This window comes from Paraburkholderia sp. PAMB 6770 (genome assembly GCF_057748135.1).
Genome location: NZ_CM173239.1, coordinates 1509146 through 1533652 on the forward strand (window position 1 = coordinate 1509146; position 24507 = coordinate 1533652).

The 24507-nt window shown below is 69.0% G+C and carries 19 protein-coding genes; 7 read left to right on the forward strand and 12 right to left on the reverse strand.

Translation table 11 applies throughout. The annotated features are described in order from the left end of the window. Positions 1 to 51: 51 nt before the first annotated feature. The 3 genes from xsc (at position 52) to AC3AP7_RS24125 (ending at position 3855) form a co-directional block, all read left to right on the forward strand. Positions 52 to 1869, forward strand: coding sequence for a sulfoacetaldehyde acetyltransferase (gene xsc / locus AC3AP7_RS24115; RefSeq protein ID WP_487362828.1), 1818 nt, complete (start codon positions 52 to 54; stop codon positions 1867 to 1869). Positions 1870 to 2056: 187 nt separating this feature from the next. After that, positions 2057 to 3097, forward strand: a complete 1041-nt coding sequence (pta, locus tag AC3AP7_RS24120) for a phosphate acetyltransferase (protein ID WP_487362829.1) — start codon at positions 2057 to 2059, stop codon at positions 3095 to 3097. Then, positions 3094 to 3855, forward strand: a complete 762-nt coding sequence (locus AC3AP7_RS24125; RefSeq protein ID WP_487362830.1) for a TSUP family transporter — start codon at positions 3094 to 3096, stop codon at positions 3853 to 3855. The genes pta and AC3AP7_RS24125 overlap by 4 nt, the downstream gene beginning before the upstream one ends. Before the next feature lie 79 nt (positions 3856 to 3934). Here the strand turns inward: AC3AP7_RS24125 and AC3AP7_RS24130 are convergent, their stop codons facing one another. The 3 genes from AC3AP7_RS24130 to AC3AP7_RS24140 form a co-directional block, all read right to left on the reverse strand. Continuing rightward, complete coding sequence (locus AC3AP7_RS24130; RefSeq protein ID WP_487364996.1) at positions 3935 to 5332, reverse strand: purine-cytosine permease family protein; 1398 nt, start codon at positions 5330 to 5332, stop codon at positions 3935 to 3937. 380 nt (positions 5333 to 5712) lie between these two features. Then, positions 5713 to 7434, reverse strand: a complete 1722-nt coding sequence (locus tag AC3AP7_RS24135) for a cobaltochelatase CobT-related protein (protein WP_487362831.1) — start codon at positions 7432 to 7434, stop codon at positions 5713 to 5715. After that, complete coding sequence (locus AC3AP7_RS24140) at positions 7431 to 8408, reverse strand: AAA family ATPase (RefSeq protein ID WP_487364997.1); 978 nt, start codon at positions 8406 to 8408, stop codon at positions 7431 to 7433. Before AC3AP7_RS24140 ends, AC3AP7_RS24135 begins: the two co-directional genes overlap by 4 nt. Before the next feature lie 177 nt (positions 8409 to 8585). On the opposite strand from AC3AP7_RS24140, the gene AC3AP7_RS24145 reads away from it, so the two are divergent. Then, positions 8586 to 9338 (forward strand): IclR family transcriptional regulator, encoded by a 753-nt coding sequence (locus tag AC3AP7_RS24145; protein ID WP_487362832.1) that lies wholly within the window; start codon positions 8586 to 8588, stop codon positions 9336 to 9338. A gap of 21 nt (positions 9339 to 9359) precedes the next feature. Here the strand turns inward: AC3AP7_RS24145 and AC3AP7_RS24150 are convergent, their stop codons facing one another. From AC3AP7_RS24150 to AC3AP7_RS24160, 3 genes are all read right to left on the reverse strand, one after another. Continuing rightward, positions 9360 to 10838, reverse strand: a complete 1479-nt coding sequence (locus AC3AP7_RS24150; RefSeq protein ID WP_487362833.1) for an amino acid permease — start codon at positions 10836 to 10838, stop codon at positions 9360 to 9362. A 287-nt stretch (positions 10839 to 11125) separates the two neighbouring features. After that, positions 11126 to 12541, reverse strand: a complete 1416-nt coding sequence (locus AC3AP7_RS24155) for an NAD(P)/FAD-dependent oxidoreductase (protein ID WP_487362834.1) — start codon at positions 12539 to 12541, stop codon at positions 11126 to 11128. A gap of 5 nt (positions 12542 to 12546) precedes the next feature. Next, positions 12547 to 12684: a hypothetical protein gene (locus tag AC3AP7_RS24160; protein WP_487362835.1), complete on the reverse strand. Its 138-nt coding sequence runs from the start codon at positions 12682 to 12684 to the stop codon at positions 12547 to 12549. Positions 12685 to 13007: 323 nt separating this feature from the next. On the opposite strand from AC3AP7_RS24160, the gene AC3AP7_RS24165 reads away from it, so the two are divergent. The 3 genes from AC3AP7_RS24165 (at position 13008) to AC3AP7_RS24175 (ending at position 17057) form a co-directional block, all read left to right on the forward strand. Next, positions 13008 to 13808 (forward strand): IclR family transcriptional regulator, encoded by an 801-nt coding sequence (locus AC3AP7_RS24165; protein WP_487362836.1) that lies wholly within the window; start codon positions 13008 to 13010, stop codon positions 13806 to 13808. A gap of 201 nt (positions 13809 to 14009) precedes the next feature. After that, positions 14010 to 15653 carry a GMC family oxidoreductase gene (locus AC3AP7_RS24170; RefSeq protein ID WP_487362837.1) on the forward strand — a complete coding sequence of 548 codons (1644 nt, stop codon included), beginning with the start codon at positions 14010 to 14012 and terminating at the stop codon, positions 15651 to 15653. 93 nt (positions 15654 to 15746) lie between these two features. Continuing rightward, complete coding sequence (locus AC3AP7_RS24175) at positions 15747 to 17057, forward strand: MFS transporter (RefSeq protein ID WP_487364998.1); 1311 nt, start codon at positions 15747 to 15749, stop codon at positions 17055 to 17057. An 88-nt stretch (positions 17058 to 17145) separates the two neighbouring features. Here AC3AP7_RS24175 and AC3AP7_RS24180 read toward each other — a convergent pair whose 3' ends face one another. The 6 genes from AC3AP7_RS24180 to AC3AP7_RS24205 all read right to left on the reverse strand — a co-directional run bounded on the left by AC3AP7_RS24180 (position 17146) and on the right by AC3AP7_RS24205 (position 24457). Next, complete coding sequence (locus AC3AP7_RS24180) at positions 17146 to 18099, reverse strand: phosphotransferase family protein (protein WP_487362838.1); 954 nt, start codon at positions 18097 to 18099, stop codon at positions 17146 to 17148. Positions 18100 to 18394: 295 nt separating this feature from the next. After that, on the reverse strand, positions 18395 to 19411 hold the full coding sequence (locus AC3AP7_RS24185; protein ID WP_487362839.1) for a CobW family GTP-binding protein: 1017 nt from the start codon (positions 19409 to 19411) through the stop codon (positions 18395 to 18397). Next, positions 19408 to 21012, reverse strand: coding sequence for an amidohydrolase (locus AC3AP7_RS24190; RefSeq protein WP_487364999.1), 1605 nt, complete (start codon positions 21010 to 21012; stop codon positions 19408 to 19410). Before AC3AP7_RS24190 ends, AC3AP7_RS24185 begins: the two co-directional genes overlap by 4 nt. 138 nt (positions 21013 to 21150) lie before the next feature. Further along, the gene (locus AC3AP7_RS24195) at positions 21151 to 22539 is read right to left on the reverse strand and encodes a sodium:solute symporter family protein (protein ID WP_487362840.1); all 1389 of its coding nucleotides are present in this window, start codon (positions 22537 to 22539) and stop codon (positions 21151 to 21153) included. A gap of 40 nt (positions 22540 to 22579) precedes the next feature. Then, positions 22580 to 22780, reverse strand: a complete 201-nt coding sequence (locus AC3AP7_RS24200; protein ID WP_487362841.1) for a DUF3311 domain-containing protein — start codon at positions 22778 to 22780, stop codon at positions 22580 to 22582. Positions 22781 to 23074: 294 nt separating this feature from the next. Further along, positions 23075 to 24457, reverse strand: coding sequence for an MFS transporter (locus AC3AP7_RS24205; protein ID WP_487362842.1), 1383 nt, complete (start codon positions 24455 to 24457; stop codon positions 23075 to 23077). Positions 24458 to 24507 lie beyond the last annotated feature (50 nt).

Genomic DNA, 24507 nt, shown 5'->3' on the forward strand with positions numbered 1-24507 from the left:
GCATAGTATCTGGAACGTCGCATTCCGTTAAATGAAAACCGGAGACACCCGATGAGTGAACGTACCCCCACCCCGACCGCCACGGCACGCGGTCCGCAGGACATGACGCCGTCCGAAGCCTTTGTCGAAACCCTCGCGGCCAATGGCGTGACCGAGATGTTCGGCATCATGGGCTCCGCGTTCATGGACGCCATGGACATCTTCGCGCCGGCCGGCATCCGCCTGATCCCCGTCGTGCACGAGCAGGGCGCGGGCCACATGGCCGACGGCTATGCGCGCGTATCGGGCCGTCACGGCGTCGTGATCGGCCAGAACGGCCCCGGCATCAGCAACTGCGTGACGTCGATCGCGGCCGCCTACTGGGCGCACAGCCCGGTCGTGATCGTGACGCCGGAAGCCGGCACGATGGGGATCGGCCACGGCGGCTTCCAGGAAGCGAACCAGTTGCCGATGTTCCAGGAATTCACGAAGTACCAGGGCCACGTGACGAATCCCGCGCGGATGGCCGAGTACACCGCGCGCTGCTTCGACCGCGCGATGGCCGAAATGGGCCCGACGCAGCTGAACATTCCGCGCGACTACTTCTACGGCAAGATCAAGGTCGAGATTCCGCAGCCGCGCCGCCTCGACCGCGGCCCCGGCGGCGAGGAGAGCCTGAACGAGGCGGCCGAGCTGATCGCGAACGCGAAATTCCCGGTGCTGCTGTCGGGCGGCGGCGTCGTGATGGCCGATGCGATCGAGGAATGCAAGGCGCTCGCCGAGCGGCTCGGCGCGCCGGTCGTCAACAGCTACCTGCACAACGACTCGTTCCCGGCGAACCATCCGCTGTGGTGCGGCCCGCTCGGCTATCAGGGCTCGAAGGCGGCGATGAAGCTGATTTCGCGCGCCGACGTCGTGATCGCGCTCGGCTCGCGCCTCGGGCCGTTCGGCACGCTGCCGCAGCACGGCATGGACTACTGGCCGAAGGACGCGAAGATCATCCAGATCGACGCGGACCACAAGATGCTCGGCCTCGTGAAGAAGATTTCGGTGGGCATCTGCGGCGACGCGAAGGCCACCGCCGTCGCGCTCACGCAGCGTCTCGCGAACCGCACGCTCGCGTGCGACGCGACGCGCGCCGAACGCGCGGACCAGATCGCCACCGAGAAGGCCGCATGGGAGAAGGAGCTCGACGAGTGGACCCACGAGCGCGACCCGTACAGCCTCGACATGATCGAGGAGCAGAAGCACGAGCGCACGTTCAACGGCGGTCAGTATCTGCATCCGCGCCAGGTGCTGCGCGAGCTCGAAAAGGCGATGCCCGAGGACGTGATGGTGTCGACCGACATCGGCAACATCAACTCGGTCGCCAACAGCTATCTGCGCTTCAACAAGCCGCGCAGCTTCTTCGCGGCGATGAGCTGGGGCAACTGCGGCTACGCGTTCCCGACGATCATCGGCGCGAAGGTCGCCGCGCCGCACCGCCCGGCCGTCTCGTATGCGGGCGACGGCGCGTGGGGCATGAGCATGATGGAAACGCTCACCTGCGTGCGCCACAACATCCCGGTCACGGCGGTGGTGTTCCATAACCGCCAGTGGGGCGCGGAGAAAAAGAACCAGGTGGATTTCTACAACCGCCGCTTCGTGGCCGGCGAGCTCGACACGCCGAGCTTCGCGGGCATCGCGAAGGCGATGGGCGCCGAAGGCATCGTGGTCGACCGGCTGGAGGACGTCGGCCCGGCGCTCAAGCGCGCGATCGATGCGCAGATGAACCAGGGCAAGACGACCGTCATCGAGATCATGTGCACCCGCGAACTCGGCGATCCGTTCCGCCGCGACGCGCTGGCGAAGCCGGTGCGCCTGCTCGACAAGTACAAGGACTACGTCTGACGGTCCGACCGGGCGCCGCGCATGCGGCGCCGCGCGCGGCAGCGGCCCGGCCGCCCGCGCGCCGACGCCGCCCCGGCGCGGCGTCGATCCGGCACCGGCTGGCCGCAGGCAGCGTTCCCGTCTGCGGCCCTGTCCTTTCGGGGGCGCGCAGGCGCCCTCCCACTTTCCGCCAGCGAGCCGTCACGCCATGAAAGCCCTGAACCGCATCGTCGAGACCGCGCGCCTGTCGCCGATGCGCATCGTCCTGTGCGAAGCCGCAGACCCGCGCGTACTTGCCGCCGCGGTGCGCGCGCATCGCGAAGGCATCGCGCGGCCGCTGCTGGTCGGCGATCCGGCCGCGATCCGCGCGAGCGCCGCGCGCGAGGGGCTCGCGCTCGACGGCCTCGCGCTGATCGATCCGGCCGACAGCCCGTGGCGCGCGCCGTTCGCCGACGCGCTCTTCGCGCTGCGCCGCAACAAGGGGATGACGGCCGAAGCCGCGCGCGATGCGGTTCTCGATCCGCTCACGTTCGCGAACCTGATGGTACGGCTCGACTACGCGGACGGCTCGGTCGCCGGCGCCGTGCACACGACCGCCGACGTCGTGCGCGCGGCGATCCAGCTGATCGGCGTCGAGCCGTCGTTCCGGCTGGTGTCGAGCTTCTTCCTGATGATGCTGTGCGAGCCGTTTCACCGCTACAAGGGCGGCCTGATCTTCTCCGACTGCGCGCTGGTGGTCGACCCCGACCCGGCGCAGCTCGCCGACATCGCGATGGCCGCCGCCGACAGCGCGCGCAGCCTGCTGATGGAGGAGCCGCGCGTCGCGATGCTGTCGTTCTCGACGAGCGGCAGCGCGCACCATGCGGCGGTCGACAAGGTGATCGAGGCGACGCGGCGCGTGAAGGCCGCGCGCCCCGGCCTCGCGATCGACGGCGACGTGCAGCTCGACGCGGCGATCGTCGCGGAGATTGCCGAGCGCAAGATCGAGCACTCGCAAGTCGGCGGCCATGCGAATACACTCGTGTTTCCGAACCTGGACGCCGGCAACATCGGCTACAAGCTCGCCGAGCGCATCGGCGGCGCGAAGGCCATCGGACCGCTGCTGCAAGGGCTCGACAAGCCGGCCAACGACCTGTCGCGCGGCTGCAGCGCGGAGGACATCTTTTACGTGATCGCCGCGACGGCGGTCCAGGCGCAGACGGCCCGCCAGCGCGCCGCTCATCACCCCGAGACACCCCACGCTGCATGATGCACGAGAAGGTACTGCTGCTGATCGCGCTGATCGGCGCAGCGAGCTATTTCCAGACGGTCACCGGCTTCGGCCTCGGCATGATCGTGATGGGCGCGACGAGCGGGCTCGGACTCGCGCCCGTCGCCCGCATCGCGACGCTGCTGAGCCTGCTCACTCTCGCCAACAGCGCCACCGCGCTGCACGGCAGGCTTCACCATATCGACTGGCGCGCGGTCGGCGCGGCGGCGCTCGGCGCGTTGCCGGCGGTCGTCGCGGGCGTGCTGCTGCTCAGCTATCTGAGCACCTCGGCCGCCGGGCTGCTGCAACTGCTGCTCGGCGCGGTCGTGCTGTACGGCGGCCTGAGCGCCGCGCTGCGCCCGACGCCGCTGCCGCGGCGCTCGGACGACCGCAGCTTCTTCGTGAGCGGGGTGTTCGGCGGCCTGCTGAGCGGCATGTTCGGCGTCTCCGGGCCGCCGCTCATTTTCCAGTTCTATCGCCAGCCGCTGCAGCTCGTGCAGATCCGCTGCGCGCTGATCATGCTGTTTTCGATCACGTCGTTCACGCGCGTGCTGTTCAGCGCGTACCAGGGCCAGCTCGACGCGGCGCTCTGGCTGCAGGCAGCCTTCGCCGTGCCGGTGGTGATGCTGATGACGGTGGCCGCGCGCCACTTCCCGCCGCCGCTGTCGGCCACCACGATGCGGCGCGTCGCGTTCGGCGTGCTGATGGCCATCGGCGCCGCGCTGATGGTTTGCGCGCTGCGCGGCTGGGGGCGCTGAACCCGCGCGCGAGGCGCCTGAGACGGCGTGTGCGCGCCATCGACCGGGAACGCCGCCCGGGAAAGCGCCTGCGCATACTTCAACTCCGCGCTTTACCTTGCTCGGCCGGCAGAATCAGGCGCTCGGGGAGCGTGCGCGAAGCGTTACGCGCGCAGATGTAATAGAGCGTCGCGGGGACAACAAGACCGAGCATCCACGAGATGTCCGTTCCGCCGAGTGCGTCGACGAGCGGCCCCGTATAGAAGCTCGTCGAGATGAAGGGTATCTGCACCAGCACCCCGGCCGCATAGATCGCGATGGCCATGCCATTCCAGCGGCCGTACCGCCCGTCCGGATCCGACAGCGCGGGGACGTCGTAGCGCGAGCGTGTGAAGCAGTAATAGTCCACCAGATTGATCGCGCTCCACGGCGTGAAGCATGCGAGCAGGAACAGGATGAACGCGGAGAATTCCTTCAGGAACGCGTGGCGGCCGGCAAGTGCCACCAGCGTCGACAAGCCCACCATGCCGAGGATGTAAAGCAGGCGGTGACGGGTCGACAGCGTGCGCTGAGCGCGAAAGCCGCTCACGATCGTCGCCATCGACATGAAGCTGCCGTACGCGTTGAGCGTCGTGACCGTGATCTTGCCGAACGCGATACTGAAGTAAAGCAGCGCGGCCACCGCGCCGCTCGCGCCGAGCCCGACGATATACGACACCTCGTGATGCGGGAACGCGGGTCCGGCCAGCGCAGCGGCGAACACGCCGAAGGTCATGGCCGCCTGGGCGCCGATGACCGAGCCGAGCCCCACCGCGAAAAACGTCCGCACCGACGACGTCGAGCGCGGCAGATAGCGCGAATAATCCGCGACGTACGGTCCGAACGCGATCTGCCACGACGCCGACAGCGACATCGCGAGCAGGAAGCGCGCGACGGTAAAGTGCCGGTTCGCGAGCAGCGCCCCGATGTCGTGATGCGCGAAGAGCTGCGCAAACATGAAGACAAACGCCGCCACCCCCACCACGCTCGCGATGCGCCCGACAGCGTGAATCAGGCGGTAGCCGAAGATCGCGAGGAGCACGATCGTGATCGAGAACAGCACGATCCCCAGCGCATCGTCGACGTCGAACAGCCGGGCGAGCGCCTGGCCAGCCAGCACCGAACCGCTCGCCGAAAAGCCGACATACATCACGCACACGAGGACGATGGGAATCATCGCGCCGTACACGCCGAACTGCACGCGGCTCGAGATCATTTGCGGCAGGCCGAGCTGGGGCCCCTGTGCGCCATGCAGCGCCATGACTGCGCCGCCGGCGAGTTGCCCGAGCAGCAACGCGACGAGCGACCAGAACACGTCCCCGCCGAGCACGACAGCGAGCGCGCCTGTCACGATGGCCGTGATCTGCAGGTTGGCCGATAGCCAGAGCGTGAACTGGCTGAACAGGCTGCCGTGTCTTTCCGCGTCGGGGATGTAGTCGATCGTGCGGGATTCGACCAGGGTTCCGCGCGCGGGGATGTCGGTGGGGCTTGCCACGGATGGCTCTCCAGAAGGTCCGGGATGTCCGCTGCTCGACACCGGAGCGGGCGCATGAACGATGCAACGCCGGTGCGCAGCGGGTGCCATTTTGTTGTATAGACAAGTACGAACAAATCGGTAATTACCCCGCCCGTCGTCACGCGAAGCGCGGTTCGCAGACGGGCTGCGTGTCAGGCCGGCATGCGCTGGCCGCCGAAGCCGATGCACGATGGATCGATCGACGCACTTGCGCGAAGTGGAGCCGGCAGGTGTCGTGCGGCTCCCCGCGCGGGAAATCCGCGCGGGGAGCCAATATGACTAGACAATCTGCGATCGGTCGTCGGCGGTGCCGGGCACCGCGGCTAGCGCCGCGCCCCGATCCAGCGCGCGAGCGTCGCCAGACGCGTCATGTCGAGCGGCTCGGTGAGATCGAGCGCGACGCAATGCCGGTAGAACGGGCTCAGGTCGAGCCCGACGCCCACGCCGATCACGTCGACGTCGCGGCGTGCCTCGTGGCGCGCCAGCCCCTCCTTCAGGTGCGCGTCGAGGTAGAACGGATCGTTTGCCTGCGCGGTGGAGGCATCCATCGGGCTGCCGTCCGAGATCACGACGAGGATGCGCCGCGCCTCGGGCCGCGCGGCGAGACGCGCGCAGGCCCACTCGAGCGCTTCGCCGTCGACGCCCTCGCGAAACAGGTCCGCTTTCAGCAGCGCGGCAATGTCGGTCCGCGCGCGCCGCCAGCTGTCGTCCGCGCCCTTGAACACCATGTGGCACAGCTCGTTGAGCCGTCCCGGATGCGCCGGCCGGCCGCGCGCGAGCCAGTCGCGCCGCGCGCGGCCGCCGTTCCATGCGCCGGTCGTGAAGCCGAGCACCTCGGTGGCGAGGCCGGCCTGCTCGCTCGCGCGCGCGAGGATGTCGACCATCATCGCGACCGGCTCGATGTGCGCCTTCATCGAACCCGAGCAGTCGATCAGAAAGCCGATCACGCAATCGGCGCGCGGTCGCAGCCGCTCGCGCGTGAACACGCGCCGCTCGGCCGGCGAGCTGACCACCTGCGCGAGCCGCCGTCCGTCGATACGGCCGTCCTCCTCGCCGAACGACCAGCCGTCGCGCTGCGGCACCGCAAGCGCGATCTGCAGCACGCGCGCGAGCCGCGCGACATGAATGCCGCGCGCGGCGATCCGCTCGTCGAGCCGCTCCCGATATTCGCGCAGCAGCGCGGCGCGCACCCGCTTCGCCGGCCGGATTTCGCAGTCGTACTGCGTCGTGTAGGCGCGATACGCGCTGTCCGCGTCGCCGGGCCCGCTGCGCGCGCCGGTCTGCACGCGGGCCGGCAGGTCCGCGTCGGCTTCGTCGAAATCGACCCACAGCGAAAACGACGTCAGCGCGTCGTCGGGCTTGCGCGCGGCGGCGTCCTTGTCGGCGCCGAACGCGGCGCGCGCGTCGTCGAGCAGCGCGGCCACGCGCCGCGCAAGCTCGCGCGCGTCGCGCGCATACGCGCGCTGGTCCAGCCGGTGCCGGCGCAGCCCCGCCAGCGGCACGCCGAGCAGCGGCGCGATGCCGGCCCGGGTCGCCTCCATCAGATCCTCGGTTTCGTCGAGCACGGGCCAGCCCGTCACCCGCGACCAGACGATCTGCGCCACCGTATAGATCAGGATGCCTGAATGTGTGTCGATCAACCCGGCGCGGCAATAGGCGCGCGACCACGACTCGAAGCGGTGACGCAGGTTGTGCGCGACGCCGCGCAGCCCCGCCGGCACCTGCGCCTCGCAGCGCACCTGCTCGCACAGTTCGAACAGCAGCCGTTCGAGCGGCGCGTCGGGCGCGAGCCGCCGGTGCAGCGCCGCGTCCGAATACAGCAGCCGTTGCGCGGCGCCGTCGGCGGCGCCGCGCAGCGACGCGAAGTCGTCCTCGAGCGCATTGCTGCGCAGATGCGGCGCGTGCAGCGGCAGCGGCCGCCATTGCCGGCAGAGCCGGCCGCCGCGATAGTGCAGCGCCGCGTCGCCCGTCAGCGCGCGCACCGCCGCCGCGCACAGCGCCTCGCGGCGCAGCGCGGCGAGCACGGCCTCGCGCGACGGGCTCACGTGCGCGGCTCCGCGGCCGCGCCGCCGCCGGCGAAGCCGTCGAGCTCGGTGCCGAGGCAGCGCTGGTAGTACTCGGCGACGACCGGCCGCTCGGCCTCATCGCACTTGTTCAGGAACGTCAGGCGAAATGCGAGCGCCGGATCGCGGAAGATCTGACAGTTCTCGGCCCAGTCGATCACCGTGCGCGGCGACATCAGCGTCGCGAGGTCGCCGGCCGCGAAGCCCTTGCGCGTGAGCGCGGCCATCGCGACCATCGCGTCGACGAGCGCGCGCCCGCTGTCGTCGGCCATCTCCGGCACGCGCGCGAGCACGATGCCGGCTTCCTCTTCCGGCGGCAGATAGTTCAGCGTCGCCACCACGTTCCAGCGGTCCATCTGCGCGTGATTCAGCATCTGCGTGCCGTGATAGAGGCCGTTCAGGTTGCCGAGACCGATCGTGTTGGTGGTCGCGAACAGCCGGAAGAACGGGTGCGGACGAATCACGCGGTTCTGGTCGAGCAGCGTGAAGCTGCCGTCGCGTTCGAGAATGCGCTGGATCACGAACATCACGTCCGGGCGGCCCGCGTCGTACTCGTCGAAGATCAGCGCAACCGGGCGCTGCAGCGCCCACGGCACGATGCCCTCCTGGAACTCGGTGACCTGGCGCGCGTCGCGCACGACGATCGCATCCTTGCCGACGAGATCGAGCCGGCTGATGTGCCCGTCGAGATTCACGCGCACGCACGGCCAGTTCAGGCGCGCGGCGACCTGCTCGATATGGGTGGATTTGCCGGTGCCGTGCAGCCCCTGCACCATCACGCGCCGGTTGCGCATGAAGCCGGAGAGGATCGCGAGCGTGACCTCCGCGTTGAAGCGATACGCGCGATCGATATCCGGCACGTGGTCGCCGCGCTCGGCGAAGGCCGGCACCATCAGGCCCGAGTCGATGCCGAAGCATTCGCGCACCGACACCATGCGGTCCGGCTTGTGCGTCATGAATTCCGTTGTCACTGCATTCTCCCGACGGCGCGCGCGGCGCTTCGTTGCGGACGGCTATGCCGTATAGTATTCCGAATTTCGGTACAAATTGTACCGTTTTATTTTATTCTATAGTGGATTTACAGGGCACATGCATTGGCTAAAATGAAGTGTCGCTGTTTTCCGGAACGACTGATGACGCCCAACGAGACCCCTACCCTGCGCGCGTTCGCGCTGCTCGAACAGCTCGTCGAATGCGGCGCACCGGTGTCGCTCGCCGAACTCGCGCGCGCCGCCGACATGCCGAAGGGCTCGCTGCACCGGATGCTCGCGTCGCTCGAAGCGGGCGGTCTCGTGTCGCGCGAACCGGGCCGCGAGCGCGCGTACCGGGTCGGCCCGCGGCTTGCCGCGCTCGGCATCGGCGTCGTGCTGCACGCGGACGCCCGGCACGCGCGTCGGGCGATCCTCGCGCGGCTCGTCGCGCAGATCGGCGAGACCTGCAATCTCGCGATGCTGCACGAGCACGAAGTGCTCTACATCGAGCGCGTCGGCGCGGACTGGCCGCTGCGGCTCGAACTGCAGGCGGGTTCGCGCGTGCCCGCCCATTGCAGCGCGAGCGGCAAGCTGCTGCTCGCGCTGCTGCCGCCCGCGCAGCGCAGCGCGCTGGTTCACGCGCTGCCGCTCGAACGCCATACGCCGGCCACCTTCACCGATCCCGAACTGCTCGAAGCCGAGCTCGATCGCATCGCGCACAAGGGCATCGCGGTCGACAACGAAGAGTTCGTCGCCGGCGTCGTCTGCGTGGCCGCCCCGGTGCGCGACGCGCACGGTGCCTGCGTGGCCGCGCTCGCGAGCGAGGCGCCGCTCGCGCGCACGCCGCTTGCGCGCGCGCTCGGCCACGTGGCGCGGCTCGAACAGGCTGCCCGCGAACTCGCGCAGACCTTCTAGCCAGGCTTCACCGGTCCGGCCTCACCGGTCGGCGCCGCCGCGCACCGTCGCCGGCAGCGGGTCGTTCGCGCAGGATTCGAACGCGCTGCCCGGATAGCCGTCGTTGCCGGCCGCCGCGCGCGTCTTGCCGCGCACGCACACCGCGTACACGACGAGCAGCACCGCGAGACTCACGACCCCGAGCCACAACGGCTTGCGCTGCTCCGGGATGAACGCCATCGCGACGAGAATCCCCGCCATGCCGGCGATCGCAAGCCACGTCAGGTACGGAAAGCCCCACATCCGCACGCGCAGCTGAGCGGCAGCCTGCGCATCGAGGCGCCTGCGCAGGCGCAGTTGCGACAGCGCGATCAGCAGGTACACGAAGATCGCCACCGTGCCGTACGAATTGACGAGGAACGCAAACACCGTATCGGGCGACACATACGACATCACGACCGACACATAGCCGAACACGGTGCCGAGCAGGATCGCGCGCACCGGCACGCCGCGCCGGCTGACCTTCGCGAGCGCGGCCGGCGCGTCGCCGTGGCGGGTCAGCGCGAACAGCATCCGCGAGGCCGCATAGAGGCCCGAGTTCAGCGCCGAGAGCACCGCGGTCAGCACGATCGCATTCATCACGTGCGCGGCGGCGGGCAGGCCCATCGCTTCGAGCGCGCTCACGTACGGTGTCGACATGGCCGGCGAATTCCACGGCACCAGTGCGACGACGAGCAGCACCGAGCCGACGTAGAACACCAGCACGCGCGTGATCACCGAGTTCGTCGCCTTCGCGACGGCCTTCGCCGGCTCCTTCGCCTCGGCCGCCGCGATCGTCACGATCTCCGCGCCGAAATAGAAGCCGGTCGCCGCGACCGCGCCGCTCAGCACCGGTCCGATCCCCTTCGGCATCAGACCGCCGTGACCGGTGAGCGTCGGCAGCACCGCGACCGTGTGCAGCGACGCGGGCCACAGCCCGAGCACGTACAGGCCGCCGAGAAACAGGAACACGACGATCGCCGCCACCTTGATCGACGAGAACCAGAATTCGAACTCGCCGTAACTGCCGACCGAAATCAGGTTGGTCGCGGTGAGCAGCACCAGCAGCACGAGACTGATCGCCCATGCGGGGGCATCGGGCAGCCAGAACTGCACGAGCTTCGCGCCGGCCACCGCTTCGACGGCCACCACGATCACCCAGAAATACCAGTACATCCAGCCGGTCAGAAAGCCCGCCAGCCGGCCCGGTCCGCGCCGGTCCGAGAACGCGAGGCGCGCGTATTCGTAGAACGAGCCGACGGCCGGCATCGCGCAGGCCATTTCGCCGAGCATGCGCATCACGAGCACGACCAGCCCGCCGGTCAGCAGAAACGACAGCACCGCGGCGGGGCCGGTCTGCTGGATCACGACGCCACTGCCGACGAACAGGCCGGCGCCGATCACGCCGCCGAGCGCGATCATCGTCATGTGGCGCTGCTTCAGGCCGCACTTCAGTTCATTGCGATTCAACTGCGACTGCATGTCACCTCCTTGCTCCGGACCCTGCCGTCCGCGGACGACGCGCGCACGCCGGCACGCGCGACCTGCGCGCACCGGAGCGTTGCGCCCGGGCGGGGGTTCCGGTCGTTATTGGGAACTGCGCTGAAAATTGCGTCGATAAACGGCGTCGAAAAACGGCGTCGATAAACGGCGTCCAAAAACAGCGTCGAAAAAGCGGCGCTGAAAACCGCCTCGGGAACGGCGGTCAGGTCACGGCGCGGCCGCGCGCGCTTCCGCGGCGCGCGGTGGCCGGCCGGCGAGCGGCGCGCTCAGGGCTTCTCGTCGCGCCGGAAGTATTGCAGATACAGCATGCGCTGGCCGAGGCGCCGGAACGGCGCGAACAGATGGCCCGGCAGCGGGCTCGTGAAGATCGGCAGCGTCTGGTGCGCCCCCTTGCCCGCGATGCGCTCCGCGAGCCGGCGGCCCGCCTGCTGCGAGTACGACACGCCGTTGCCGCCGTAGCCGAGCGCGTAGAAGACCGTCTGCTGCGGATCCGGCTGGCACACGCGCGGCATCATGTCGTGGCTCACGTCGACCCAGCCCCACCACGAGTAGTCGATCTGCACGCCGCGCAGCGCCGGAAACTTGCGCCCCATGCCTTCCTTCAGCAGGTCGAGATGGCGCGGGTTCGGCGCATCGGCCCCGGTGATCGCGCTGCGGCTGCCGATCTGCAGACGGCGATCCGGCAGGAACCGGTAGTAGAAGCGCAGCGTGCGCGTGTCGGTCAGCACCTGGGTCGTGCGGAAGTTGCACGCGGCGATCTCGGCGTCGGTGAGCGGACGCGTGACCATCGAGTTCGACAGGATCGGCATCACCTTGCTGCGCAGCGACGGATGCAGCGTCTGAGCGGTATACGCGCCGGTCGCGATGCCGACCGCGCGGGCGCGCACGATGCCGCCCGGCGTGCGCAGATGATGCACGCCGTTGATCGTCTCCCAGCCGGTCACCGGGCTGCTCGTGTGCACGCGCGCACCGGCCGCGCGCGCGAGGCGCAGGTAGCCGAACGCGAGCTTCAGCGCATGCACGCCGATGCCCTCGGGCTCGTGCAGCGCGCCGGCCGCTTCGTGATCGTTGAGGAATTCGCGGCGGAACGTCTCGGCGCTATAAAGCTCGGACGGATAGCCGAACACCTCTTTCCATACCTTCGCCTCGGCGGCGAGCTGCGCCATGATGCGCGGCCGGTGGGCGATCAGGAAGTGGCCGCCGGGCTGCGGCTCGCAATCGATCTCGGCAACCAGCGACTTGAAGTGCTCGAAGCCTTCGAGAATTTCGTCATGCATGCGCAGCGCGACGTCCTTGCCCCAGCGCTGGATCCACTGCGAGCGCGACAGCCGCCCGGACGCGTTCTGCCCCTGCCCGCCGTTGCGGCTGCTGCAGCCCCAGCTCGTGTGGTTCGCTTCGAGCACGACCGCCTTGATGCCGTGCTCGCGCGCGAGACACAGTGCGGTGGCGAGCCCCGTGTAGCCGCCGCCGATGATCGCGACGTCCACGTCCATGTCCTTCGTGACGGGCCCGTCGTCGGGCGGCGGCGCGCCCGCGGTCGCGACCCAGTAGGTCGGTGCGTAGTCCTTGCCGTGTCCGGGTCCGGGCGACACGAGCGGGTCGTAGGTCGGGTCGTACCGGGTGGCGCGGGAAGCGTCGGCGCCGAAATCGCCGGTGCTCCGTTCGAGCGAGCTGTATCCCATGATCGCTACGCCCCCCGCGTCACGCGTTGCGCGGCGCGCGCGCCCCGCCGGCCGCGCGCGCGCTGCCCGATGCCGGCGGCGCCGGATCGCGCGCCGCTCGCCGTCGCCCCGACGGCGGCCTGTGCCGACTGCTTGTTCGTCATGCCTGTCTCCTGCCTTGTGCGTTTCGCTTCGTGGCTACGTGTTCGCCTCGCTGAGGCGACCTGTTGCGGAAATTCTAGGCAGGGACCCCACGCGCAGGTAGGGCCAGTCGCCCGCTTTCGCCTGGTACAGCACGGGCGGCCCGGGTCTCGACAAGCCCCACGAATCTGGTATGTTTTGTACCGTTTTGTTGGTATAAATCCGTACGGACAAGCCGGTCTGGGTCGCGGGCGGGAAGTATGGTAGAAAAATAGAACCGTTTGTTTCAAATCAAACGCTGGACCAGAACAATCCGGGCGCCGCGAAGGCCCCGCGGAGGAGATCGATGCAACAGACCGCCGAGCCGGCCGCGCGCGACGAACCGGCCACCGACGACACCCGCGCGCTGCGCGCGCTCATCGTGCTCGAACAGCTTGCGGCGGCCGGCCAGCCGTACACGCTGTCGCAGATGTCCGCGCGCCTGCACATTCCGAAGGCCACGCTGCTGCGGCTGATCGAATCGCTGGAGGCGCGCGGCTACGTCGTTCACATGCCCGATTCGCGCGGCCACGCGCGCAGCATCGCGCTCGGTCCGCGCGCGTCGCAGCTCGCGCTGTCGACGCTCGCGAACAACACGTTCACGCGCGCGTGCCGCACGCTGCTGCGCGGCCTCGTCGAGGTGCTCGGCGAGACCTGCAACCTGACCGCGCTCGACGGTGACCAGATCCTCTACATCGAGCGCGTCGAGACCAGCGAGCCGCTGCGCATGGAGATGCACCCGGGCAACCACGTGCCGCTGCACTGCACCGCGAGCGGCAAGCTGTTCCTGTCGCAGATGTCGGCGCTCGAACGCAATGCGCTGCTCGGGCGCATCGTGCTGAAGAAAATGACCTACCGCACGCTGACCGACCCGCACCTGCTCGCGGCCGAACTCGACCGGCTCGCGGTGCGCGGCATCGGCATCGACAACGAGGAGTTCGTGCGCGGGATGGTCGCCGTCGCGGTGCCGGTGCGCGACCCGGCGACCGGGCGCGTGCTCGCGTCGCTCGCGGTGCACGCGCCGACCGCGCGCAAGACGCTCAACGAGCTGCTCGAATGCGTGGGCCGCATGAAAGAGACCGCCAGCCGCCTCGTGCCGCTGCTGTAATGACCCGCCCGGCGGCGTGCCGGCGGCACGCCCCGCCCGCCTGCCGCACACCGGCTGTTTCTGACGCCGATTCGTCACTTTCCGTTCCAGTTTTGCGCCGCACACGCCCTTTTGCCTTGCGCGCGGGCCCGCCATCCACGACATTGAATCAAACCGATACGGAACCCGAAGTTCCGCGAGCAATTCCAGGAGACAGGTTTGATGGAACACGAAGTCGACTATGTGATCGTCGGCGCAGGATCGGCGGGATGCGTGCTGGCGAACCGTCTGAGCGCCGATCCCGGCAACGCGGTGCTGCTGCTCGAAGCGGGCGGCGAAGACAGCAATCCGTGGATTCACGTGCCGGTCGGGTACTTCAAGACGATGCACGACCCCGAGCTCGACTGGTGCTATCGCACCGAGCCCGACCCGGCGGTCGCGGGGCGCCAGATCGACTGGCCGCGCGGCAAGGTGCTCGGCGGCTCCAGTTCGCTGAACGGCCTGCTCTACGTGCGCGGCCAGCGCGAGGATTACGACCGCTGGGCCGCGCTCGGCAATCCCGGCTGGCGCTACGAGGAGGTGCTGCCGTACTTCCGCAAGTCCGAGGACCAGGAGCGCGGCGCGAACGCCTATCACGGCGTCGGCGGTCCGCTGAAAGTGTCGGATCTGCGGCTGCGCCGGCCGATCGCCGATCACTTCATCGCCGCCGCGCAGGACATCGGCATTCCGCTGAATCCCGACTACAACGGCGCGACCCAGGAAGGGGTCGGCTACTTCCAGCAGACGGCCTACAAAGGCTTTCGCTGGAGCACCGCGAAAGGGTTCCTGAAGCCTGCGCGCACACGCGCCAATCTGCGCGTCGAGACCCATGCGCAGACCTGCCGCGTGCTGCTCGAAGGGGGCGAGGCGGTCGGCGTCGAATACCTGCAGCGCGGCGTGCGCAAGCAGGTGCGCGCCCGCGTCGAGGTGATCCTCGCGGCCGGCGCGATCGGCTCGCCGCAGATCCTGCAGCACTCGGGCGTGGGCCCGGCCGACCTGCTGCGCCGCGTCGGCGTGCCGGTGCTGCACGCGCTGCCCGGCGTCGGCCAGAACCTGCAGGACCATCTGCAGGTGCGGCTCGTGTTCCGCACCCGCGAGCGCACGCTCAACGACGAGGTCAACCATCCGTTGCGCAAGGCGTGGATCGGGCTGCAATACGCACTGTGGCGCACCGGACCGCTGACGCTCGCAGCGAGCCAGGTGGCGATCTTCACGCGCTCGGGCCCCGGCGTCGAGCGGCCCGACATCCAGTTCCACATGCAGCCGCTCAGCGCCGACAAGCCCGGCAAGGGCGCGCATCCGTTCTCGGCGTTCACGTCGTCGGTGTGCCAGCTGCGTCCGTTCAGCCGCGGGCAGGTCGAGATCCGCTCGGCCGATCCGCTGCAGTATCCGGCGATCCATGCGAACTACCTGTCCGACGAGCGCGATCATCCGGTCGTGATCGGCGGCATCAAGGTCGCGCGCCGCATCGCGGCCGCGCCGTCGCTCGCGCCGCACATCGTGTCCGAGTTCATCCCCGGCGCGCAGTTCGGCACCGACGCCGAACTGCTCGACGCGGCGCGCCGCTTCAGCCAGTCGATCTATCACCCGGCCGGCACCTGCAAGATGGGCCGCGACGCGCTCGCGGTCGTCGACGCGCGGCTGCGCGTGCACGGCCTCGGACGGCTGCGCGTCGTCGATGCGTCGATCATGCCCGAACTCGTGTCGGGCAACACCAATGCGCCCGTCATCATGATCGCGGAGAAAGCCGCCGACATGATCCTCGAGGACCGGCATCGGCTCGGCGCGCTGCACGTGCTCGACGAGCACGCCGAAGCCGGCATCTGAAGCGCGCGCCGCGCGCTTCGCCCCCCGCAGCATCGCAGCCCCCCGCATCAAGCCACATTCATAACCATAGACTGGAGACAACCCATGAACACCATGCCCCGGGCCGACGTCCGGCAGATGAGGCGTGTCGTCGTCGCGAGCCTGATCGGCGCCACGATCGAGTGGTATGACTTCTTCCTGTACGGCGTAGTCGCCGGCATCGTCTTCAGCAAGCTCTACTTTCCCGGCAACGACCCGCTGATCTCGACGATGCTCGCCTACGGCACGTTCGCGGTCGGCTTCCTGAGCCGCCCGCTCGGCGGCGTGATCTTCGGCCACTTCGGCGACCGGCTCGGCCGCAAGAGCATGCTGATCCTGACGCTCACGATCATGGGCGTGGCGACGATGGCGATCGGCCTCGTGCCCACCTATGCGCGCATCGGCCTGTGGGCGCCCGCGCTGCTGCTCGCGCTGCGCGTGCTGCAGGGCATCGGCCTCGGCGGCGAATGGGGCGGCGCGGTGCTGATGTCGTTCGAGTACGCGCCGGCAAACCGCCGCGGCTACTACGCGAGCATCCCGCAGATCGGCCTCGCGCTCGGCCTGTGCCTCGCGTCGGGGGTGGTCGCGGCGCTGTCGTGGCTGCTGAGCAACGCGCAGTTTCTCGCATGGGGCTGGCGCGTCGCGTTCTTCCTGTCGTTCGCGCTGGTCGCCATCGGCCTCTACATCCGCCTGAACGTGATGGAGACGCCCGAGTTCGCGCGCATCCGGAAATCCGGCCAGGCGGTGCGCATGCCGATCGCCGACGTGCTCACGCGCTATCCCGGCAACGTGCTGGCGGGCATGGGCGCGCGCTTCATCGACGGCGTGTTCTTCAACGTGTTCGGCGTATTCGTGATCGGCTACATGACGCAGACGGTGCGCATCACGCGCACCGATGCGCTGCTCGCGGTGATGGCCGCCGCGTTCGTGATGATCTTCACGATTCCGTTCTTCGGCCGCCTGTCGGACCGCGTCGGCCGCGCGCGGATCTACTTCTGGGGCTCGCTCGTGACCGGGCTGTCGTCGTTCGCGGGCTTCTGGCTGCTCGATCACAGCGGCGGCAGCGTGCCGCTCGTCTGGCTCGCGGTGATCGTGCCGCTCGGCGTGCTGTACGCGGCCATCTACGGCCCCGAGGCGGCGCTGTTCGCCGAGCTGTTCGACGCCAACGTGCGCTACTCCGGGATTTCGTTCGTCTACCAGTTCTCCGGCATCTTCGCGAGCGGCATCAGCCCGATCGTCGCGACCTGGCTGCTGCACCGCGACGGCGGCGAACCGTGGCTCATCTGCGCGTACATCGTGTTCTCGGCGTTCGTGAGCGCGTTGTCGGCCGCGTGGATCGGCCGCCGGCAGCGTGCCCAGGGGGTGGCGCTGGAAGGGGCGCGGTGAGCGGCGCATCGGGCGGTGCATCGGGCGGCGCATTGCCGGGTGCATCGGGCCGTGCGCCGGCGCGCGGCTCGTGCACCGGCCGCCCGGCTCATGCGCGCTCCGCGAGCATCAGCCAGCCGTCGAGGATCGCCGCGAGCCGGCTCGCTCGCGCGGCATCGCGCTGGGCGAGCGCGAGCGACAGGTACCCGGTCACCCACAGGCTCGCGTAAAACGCTGTTGCCCGCAGCCGCTCGTCGCGCGGATCCCAGTCGCGCAGCAACGCGTCGCGATAGAGGCGCCCTCGCTCGCCGACTTCGGTGTCGATCTGCGCGAGCGCCGAACCCAGCATGAGCAGCGGATCTCCATAGCAGACCGAATCGAAATCGATCAGACCGCTCACCGCACCGTCGTCCACCAGCACGTTCTTGAACGTCAGATCGTCGAGAAAACAGATCGGGCGCAGCGTGACGAAATAGCCTTCGAGCGACGCGCGCACGAGACCGAGGCGCGCGCGAAAGCGTTCGAGCGGCGTCGCGTCCATGCGTGCAAGCGTTGCGGCATGGAAGGCGGGCAGCGCCGCTTCGCCGAAGAGATCGGTCCAGCGCGCGTGCGGCGCGGGCGCACCGATCCCCGCCCAGCCGAAGCCGCCGTGCGGCGCGGCCGGCAGCCGCCGCGCGACGCGGCACTGATACGCGATCACGGTGTCGGCTATCCGTGCGGTTTGCCGCGCGTCGAGTGTGCCGAGCGCATAGAACAGATCGCGTCCGGGCAACCAGTCGAGCACGATGACGTCGCCGCCCGCCGGCATCGGACATTGCGCGAGCACGGTTTGCACCGGCAGGCCGAGGCCGCGCAGCGCGACGAGATTGGCCCGCGTGTGCGCGAAGGCGTCCGCTTCGGCGCTCGCGCGCACCGCGAGCGAGCGGCCGTCGCGCATCCGTGCGCGATAGACCGCGTTGCCGCTGTGCGAGAACGTCTGGCGTTCGAGTTGAAGCGGACGCTCGCCGAGCATGTCCGTCACGCACTGCGCGACCGTCGCGTCGCCGCCACCCTGCCCGCCCATCGTGTCTCCCGCGACCTACTGTGCGGCGGGATTAAAGCAGGCAGACGCGGCGCGCGGCAACGCGCGCTGATGAGCAGATATTTCGGCGTAAACAGGCATGCCCGACTGGCCGTGCTACGCCGGGCGGACTGTCATCGTTCGTAAAGGCCGGAAATATCCGGCAATAAAACACGGCGCACAAACCGCGCCCCAATCTTTCGGAAACCCGACGACACGGCCGCTCCGGAGGGAAACGGCCTGCCGGCCCCGCCTGCGCCCGTTGCGAAGCAACGACTCACGCCGTCACACGCCCGTCTCAGCCGTGCGCAGCATGCAGCCGGCAACCGGCAAGGCCGTCGCGCAACATCACTTCGGTATCCTGATCGATGAAACCGATGAACACCATCACCGCGGCATCCGTGTCGTTCGCCGGGTTCGCCGGATTCACCGGATTCCCACCCGCGTCCGCCTCCGCGAAACGCAGCCGGCGTGCCGCGACCTGGCACACGCGGGTAGCGACCGCGCCCGCGGCATCCGCCACGCGCACGATCCCCTTCGCGCGCAGGACCGTGCGCGGCAGCGCCTTCAGCCACGCACGCAGGCGCGCCTTGTCCAGCACGTCGGGCAGCGCGATCGCGACGCTCGAAAACGCCGGCATCGGCGGCGCGCCGAGCCGGCGCTGCCAGCGCTCCGCCTCGGCGAGCGCGTGCGGGTCCGGCGCGGGCGCGTCGACCAGCAACGCAAACGGAATGCGTCCGTGATCGGCCGGCACGACGATATCGGTCGGCGCGAGCGCGCGCACGTCGGCCAGCGCGCGCTCGCGCGCGTCCGGGGCGACGAGATCGAGCTTCGTGACGACCACCGCGCTCGCGCTGTCGATCTGCTGCTGCGCCATTGCGCCGACCAGCGGATCGGCGAGCGTATCGACGAGCGCAAGCGCGTCGGCGACGACGAGCACCGCCGACAGCCGGAACGCGCCGTTCAGCAAGCCGATCTGCGCAATCTTCGCCGGATCCGATACGCCGCTCGCCTCGATCAGCAGCAACTCGGGACGCGTGTCGCGCGCGGCCATGCGGCTGAGCGCATCGACGAGCGCGCCGCCGATCGTGCAGCAGATACAGCCGTTGTCGAGTTCGATCACGTCCTCGCTGCGCGCGCGCACGAGACGCGCGTCGATATTGACCGTGCCGAAATCGTTGACGAGCACCGCAATGCGCCGCCCGTGCGGCGCTTCGAGGATGCGGTTGAGCACCGTCGTCTTGCCGGCGCCCAGGTAGCCGCCGATCACGACGAGCTCGATCGGTGCGCGCGCAACCGCTTCGGCCGGTTTCATCGCGGTGCGCGGAACACGCGTCCGCCCAGCACCGTGCCCCACACCGGCACGTCTTTCAGGCGCTCGGGCGCGCAGCGCGAGGGGTCCTCGTCGAGCACCGCGAAGTCCGCGTACTTGCCCACCTCGATGCTGCCGATCAGATGATCCATGTGCAGCGTGTAGGCCGCGCCGAGCGTGATCGCGTACAGCGCGTCGTCGACGCCGAGCCGCTCCGCCTCGCCGAGCACGCGCCCGGACGCGCTCTCGCGCCGCACCGCGCACCATGCGGTGAACAGCGGGCTGAGCTGCGTGATCGGCGCATCCGAATGCAGCGCGAGCGCGATGCCGAGGCGCTGCGCGGAGCCCGCCGGATTCATCCGGTTCGCGCGGTCGGGCCCCACGGTTTGCCGGTAATGGGCATCGCCCCAGTAATACAGGTGATTCGCGAAGAAGTTCACGCACAGCCCGAGCGCGCGGATGCGCCGCAGTTGTGCGGCGTCGGCCAGCTGGCAGTGCTGCAGCGTATGGCGGTGATCGGGGCGCGGATGCTGCGCGAGCAGCGTCGTCAGCGCGTCGAGCACGACCTCGGTCGCCTCGTCGCCGTTCGTATGAATGTGCAGTTGCAGCCCCGCGCAGTGGAACGGCGCGAACACGTCGACCAGTTGCGCGGGCGGAATCAGCCACAGCCCGTTCGGCTGGCCGCCCGCGTAGCCCGGCCAGCGCAGCCGCGCGGTGAACCCCTGGATCGAGCCGTCGACGATGAACTTGACCGGCCCGAAGCGCAGCTTGCCGGTGTTGCCCGCCATCGCCGCGAGCACGCCCTGGGCGCGCTGCGCCGGATTGCGCTGCGGCGCGTACGCGGGCACGATCCGCACCGGATAGTCGGGGTCGGCGGTCACCGCGTGCAGCGTCTCGTTGCCGAGCGGCGACAGGTCGTTGACGAGATCGGTCGCGGTCGTCACGCCGGCCAGTTGCGCGACGCGGCCGAAATTCCACACCGCCTGCGGCTTTTCGCTCGCGGCGATCGCGAGCTTGCCGCCGATCACCTGATAGACCGGGAACATCGCGGCGAACTCCTGCAGTTCGCCGGTCGGCTCGCCGCCGGCATCGCGCGCGATGCCATCGATGTCGGTATCGGCATCGATGCCGGCGAGCGCGAGCATTGCGCTGTTCACGTTCATCAGATGGACGCTCGCATGCAGGATCGCGATCGGCCGCGTGGCCGACACGCGGTCGAGTTCGCGCGTCGTCAGCCGCGCCGCGCCGAAATGGATCGGATCGAAGCCCCACGCGAGCAGCGCGGCGTCGCCGTCGAGCGCGCGTTCGGCGTCGGCCAGCCGCGCGAGCACCGCGTCGAGCGTGCGCAGCCCCGGCCACAGCGTGCCGTCCGGGCCGCGCCGGTCGTAATAGCCGACATACGCGGCATCCCACACCGCGCCTTCCATCAGGTGACAATGCGCTTCGACGAGGCCCGGCATCAGCACCTTGTCGCGCAGCGTGTCGTCGAGCGCATGCGCACCGAAACGCGCGCCCCAGTGCGCCGCGTCGTCGTGCGAGCCGACCGCGAGAATGCGGCCGTCGCGCACCGCGACGTGCGTCGCGTGCGGCTGGCCCGGGTTCATCGTCAGGATGTGCCGCGCGACGAACACGGTGACGGGGCCGGGCGCCTGCGTGCCCGGGGACGACGACGAAGATGGCGATGCAGCAGGTGAATTCATGGACTGGCAAGACTCCCGGGAAAACTGGACGACAGGTCGGGTTCAGGATACGGCATAGCGCTGGAACGGCCGCAGCACGACGTGCACCACGCACACGACGAGCACGTTGATCGCAAGACACACGAGTCCAAGATTGATGCCGCCGAAATCGACGTGCAGCGCGTAGCAGACGATCGCGAGCCCCTGCCCGCACACGATGCCGGCGGCGACCGCGGCCGGCCGCACGCGGCGCCGCGCGAGCAGGATCAGCATGCCGGGCAGGAACTGCGTGATGCCGTAGTAGGTCGTGTTGATCAGCGAGAGCATCAGGTTCGGCGTGAGCAGCGTCGTCGTGATCGACACGATCAGATAGCCGACGATGACGAACTTCGCGGTGCGCTTCTGGCGCGCTTCCGGCAGGTCCGGAATCAGGTTGCGCGTGACGATCGGCCCGATCGCGAGGCAGATCCCGGCGAGCACGAGGAGCCCCGAGAGCGCGGCGCCCGCCGCGACGAGGCCGAGCAGCCAGTCGGGCAGCAGATGCACGGCCGCCGCGAAAAACGCGTCGTTCGGCGACGCGAGCTTCAGGTTCGCGCTGAGCGCATAGTACGACGCGACCACGAGAAACGGATACATCAGCATGTAGAGCGGCATCGCGATCTGCGTGCGGCGGATCGTGTTCGGGCCGCGCGCGGTGAAGAAGCCCTGCGCCGCGAACGGCATCATGTAGAAGCCGAGCGACTGGAACAGCATCGTGCTCATCGAGAAGCGCAGTTGCGGCGCGCTCATCGTGCCGTCCACGTGGCGGCTCGCGACCGCGAACACGTCGTGCACGCCGCCCGCCTTCAGCGCGGCCGCGACCCCGGTCACCACGATCGCGAGCAGCATCAGGATGTCCTTGAGCACCGAGATCCACGCGGACGCGCGCACCCCGGAGATCGCGATGTAGGTGAACGCGAGCGCCGCGCAGACGACGATCAGCCAGAGCGGATCGACATGCCAGCCGAGCCCCTTGAGCGCGGCCGCGAGGCCCGTGAACTGCAGCTCGCCCCACGGCACGAGAAACACGATCGACGATATCGCGACGACCAGTTCGAGCACGCGGCTGCGGTAGTGGCCCTTGAACAGGTCGGCCTGGGTGATCGCATTGAACTGCTTGCCGCAGGTCCAGATGCGCGGACCGATGAAGTACCCGATCGGATAGGCGAGCAGGATGTAGCCGAGGAACCAGACCCCGTAGGTCGGCCCCTTCGCGTAGATGCCGCCGGGAAAGCCGACCATCGTGCCGATGCTGTAGATCTCGCCGGCCGTCAGGAAGAATACGAGCGCGGCGCCGAACTGGCGCGACGCGACGAAGAAGTCATGCACGCTCTGCGAGCCGTGCCCGCGCCGCGAACGGATCGCGAGATAGAGCGAGAACGCCAGCAGCGCGAAAAAGACCACCGTGGACATGCGCAACTCCGGGAAAAAGGGCGGGGAAATGCGCGGGCGCTCAGGCGTCGTCCGCGGGACGGTGGCGGTCGAACACCTGCCAGCAGACGAACAGGCAGCCCGACGTCAGCAGGAACCACATGAAAATCCACATGTACAGGAACGGGATGCCGAACACGGAGCGCGGGTCGGCGGCCACCCAGGGCAACATGCCGATCACCCCCAGATAGGGCAGCCCCACTCCGATCAGAAACCTGAGCATCGTTGTCTCCTATGGTTGTGTTTTCAACGAATGGGCCGCACGTGTGCGGACGGCTGCTTCGAGTATTGGAGATCAAAAAGCGCGCCGATAGTGCCAGACGCGCGCATTTGTTGAGTCCACTTTCGATGGGCCGCCGTGGGCGGCGGCGCGAGCCGGACATGAAAACAGAATGCGCATCGCGCCGGCGCGCCGCGATGCATTCGCGGCGCGCCGGCGCGGTGCGCATGACAGGGCGCCAGCGGATCGCCCCCTTTCGAAGCGTCCTTGCAGACGCCGTCCGCGACGCGGCCGCCGCTAGCGCCACCAGCGCAGCGGACGGCGCATCGCCGGGCGCTCGATCCGCACGTCCGGCAGCGCGTCGACGAAGGCGAACGCGCCCCCCTCTTCGCTGCCGGCGCGGCGCTCGCGCTCCTCGTCGGCTTCCACCGTGCGGTCGGTGTTGATGAACAGCGCCGCGACGATCCCGCACCCGAGCAGCACGGCCGAGATCGTGAACGGCACGCTATAGCTGCCGGTGCGCTCGATCAGATAGCCGAACACGACCGGCGACACCATGCCGGCAATGCCGAAGCCCGTGTTCATCATCCCGCCCGCGGTGCCCGCGTACTTGCCGGCGATGTCGAGCGGCAGCGTCCACAGCACCGGGTTGGTGATTTCGAGGAAGAAGAACGACCCGGTCAGGAACAGCACCGCGGTCACCGGATTGGCGACCGACACCATCGGCAGCAGGAACGCGAGCGAGCCGCCGAGGCCCGTCACGAGCACCGCGCAGCGCGCAAAGCGCAGCCGTCCGGTGAGCCGGAACAACCGGTCCGACACGACGCCGCCGAGCGTGTCGCCGACCACGCCGGCCAGCAGCGGCAGCGCGGTGAACAGCGCGAGATGCTTCAGGTCGAAGCCGCGCGACTCCTTCAGGTACGACGGCAGCCAGGTCAGATACACCCACAGCAGCCAGCCATAGCAGAAGTCGACGAAGGTGACGAGCCACATCCGGTGGATCAGCTTGCGCCACGGCGTCTTCGTGTTTTTTGCGCGCGCGCAGTCACCCATGCGGTAGCCGATTTCCGCGGTTTCCTCGGGCGTGATGCGGCGGTTCTGCTCCGGCGAGTTCGTGAACACGCGCAGATACAGCATCGTCCACAGCAGGCTCACGATGCCGAGCAGGATGAACGCGTCGCGCCAGCTGCCCGCGGCGACCACCGCGAGCACGACCGGCGGCGTAATGGCACCGCCCAGACGCGCGAAGCTGTGCGTGATGCCCTGCGCGAAACCGCGCTCCTTGACCGGCATCCAGTACGTGAAGGCGCGCGTCGCGGTCGGGAACGCGCCGCCCTCGCCGATGCCGAGCGCGAAGCGCAGCATCACGAGCATCATCACGCTGCCGGCGAAGCCGGTCGCGAGCGTGGCCGCGCCCCAGATCAGCGACAGCACGGTCAGCACGAGCTTCGGCCCGAACTTGTCGGAGAGCCACCCGCCGACGATCTGCATCACCGCATACGGATACGCGAACGCGGAGAACACGAGCCCGAGCTGCACCGTCGACAGGCCCATTTCATGCCGGATCAGCGGTCCGGCCACGGCGATGTTCACGCGGTCGATGTACGAGATGAAATACATCAGACACATGACCGCCAGGATGATATGGCGCGTTTTCACGCGCTGTGCGTGCTGTTTCATGCTGTTGTCTCCTGCCTCTCTCGTTATGGCGGCGCGCGCGGCGCAAGCGT

Coding starts and splice junctions, on each gene's coding strand:
- xsc (WP_487362828.1), top strand. CDS start 52: ATGAGTGAACGTACCCCCACCCCGACCGCCACGGCACGCGGTCCGCAG.
- pta (WP_487362829.1), top strand. CDS start 2,057: ATGAAAGCCCTGAACCGCATCGTCGAGACCGCGCGCCTGTCGCCGATG.
- AC3AP7_RS24125 (WP_487362830.1), top strand. CDS start 3,094: ATGATGCACGAGAAGGTACTGCTGCTGATCGCGCTGATCGGCGCAGCG.
- AC3AP7_RS24140 (WP_487364997.1), bottom strand. CDS start 8,408: ATGACGCACAAGCCGGACCGCATGGTGTCGGTGCGCGAATGCTTCGGC.
- AC3AP7_RS24145 (WP_487362832.1), top strand. CDS start 8,586: ATGACGCCCAACGAGACCCCTACCCTGCGCGCGTTCGCGCTGCTCGAA.
- AC3AP7_RS24150 (WP_487362833.1), bottom strand. CDS start 10,838: ATGCAGTCGCAGTTGAATCGCAATGAACTGAAGTGCGGCCTGAAGCAG.
- AC3AP7_RS24155 (WP_487362834.1), bottom strand. CDS start 12,541: ATGGGATACAGCTCGCTCGAACGGAGCACCGGCGATTTCGGCGCCGAC.
- AC3AP7_RS24160 (WP_487362835.1), bottom strand. CDS start 12,684: ATGACGAACAAGCAGTCGGCACAGGCCGCCGTCGGGGCGACGGCGAGC.
- AC3AP7_RS24165 (WP_487362836.1), top strand. CDS start 13,008: ATGCAACAGACCGCCGAGCCGGCCGCGCGCGACGAACCGGCCACCGAC.
- AC3AP7_RS24170 (WP_487362837.1), top strand. CDS start 14,010: ATGGAACACGAAGTCGACTATGTGATCGTCGGCGCAGGATCGGCGGGA.
- AC3AP7_RS24175 (WP_487364998.1), top strand. CDS start 15,747: ATGCCCCGGGCCGACGTCCGGCAGATGAGGCGTGTCGTCGTCGCGAGC.
- AC3AP7_RS24180 (WP_487362838.1), bottom strand. CDS start 18,099: ATGGGCGGGCAGGGTGGCGGCGACGCGACGGTCGCGCAGTGCGTGACG.
- AC3AP7_RS24185 (WP_487362839.1), bottom strand. CDS start 19,411: ATGAAACCGGCCGAAGCGGTTGCGCGCGCACCGATCGAGCTCGTCGTG.
- AC3AP7_RS24190 (WP_487364999.1), bottom strand. CDS start 21,012: ATGAACCCGGGCCAGCCGCACGCGACGCACGTCGCGGTGCGCGACGGC.
- AC3AP7_RS24195 (WP_487362840.1), bottom strand. CDS start 22,539: ATGTCCACGGTGGTCTTTTTCGCGCTGCTGGCGTTCTCGCTCTATCTC.
- AC3AP7_RS24200 (WP_487362841.1), bottom strand. CDS start 22,780: ATGCTCAGGTTTCTGATCGGAGTGGGGCTGCCCTATCTGGGGGTGATC.
- AC3AP7_RS24205 (WP_487362842.1), bottom strand. CDS start 24,457: ATGAAACAGCACGCACAGCGCGTGAAAACGCGCCATATCATCCTGGCG.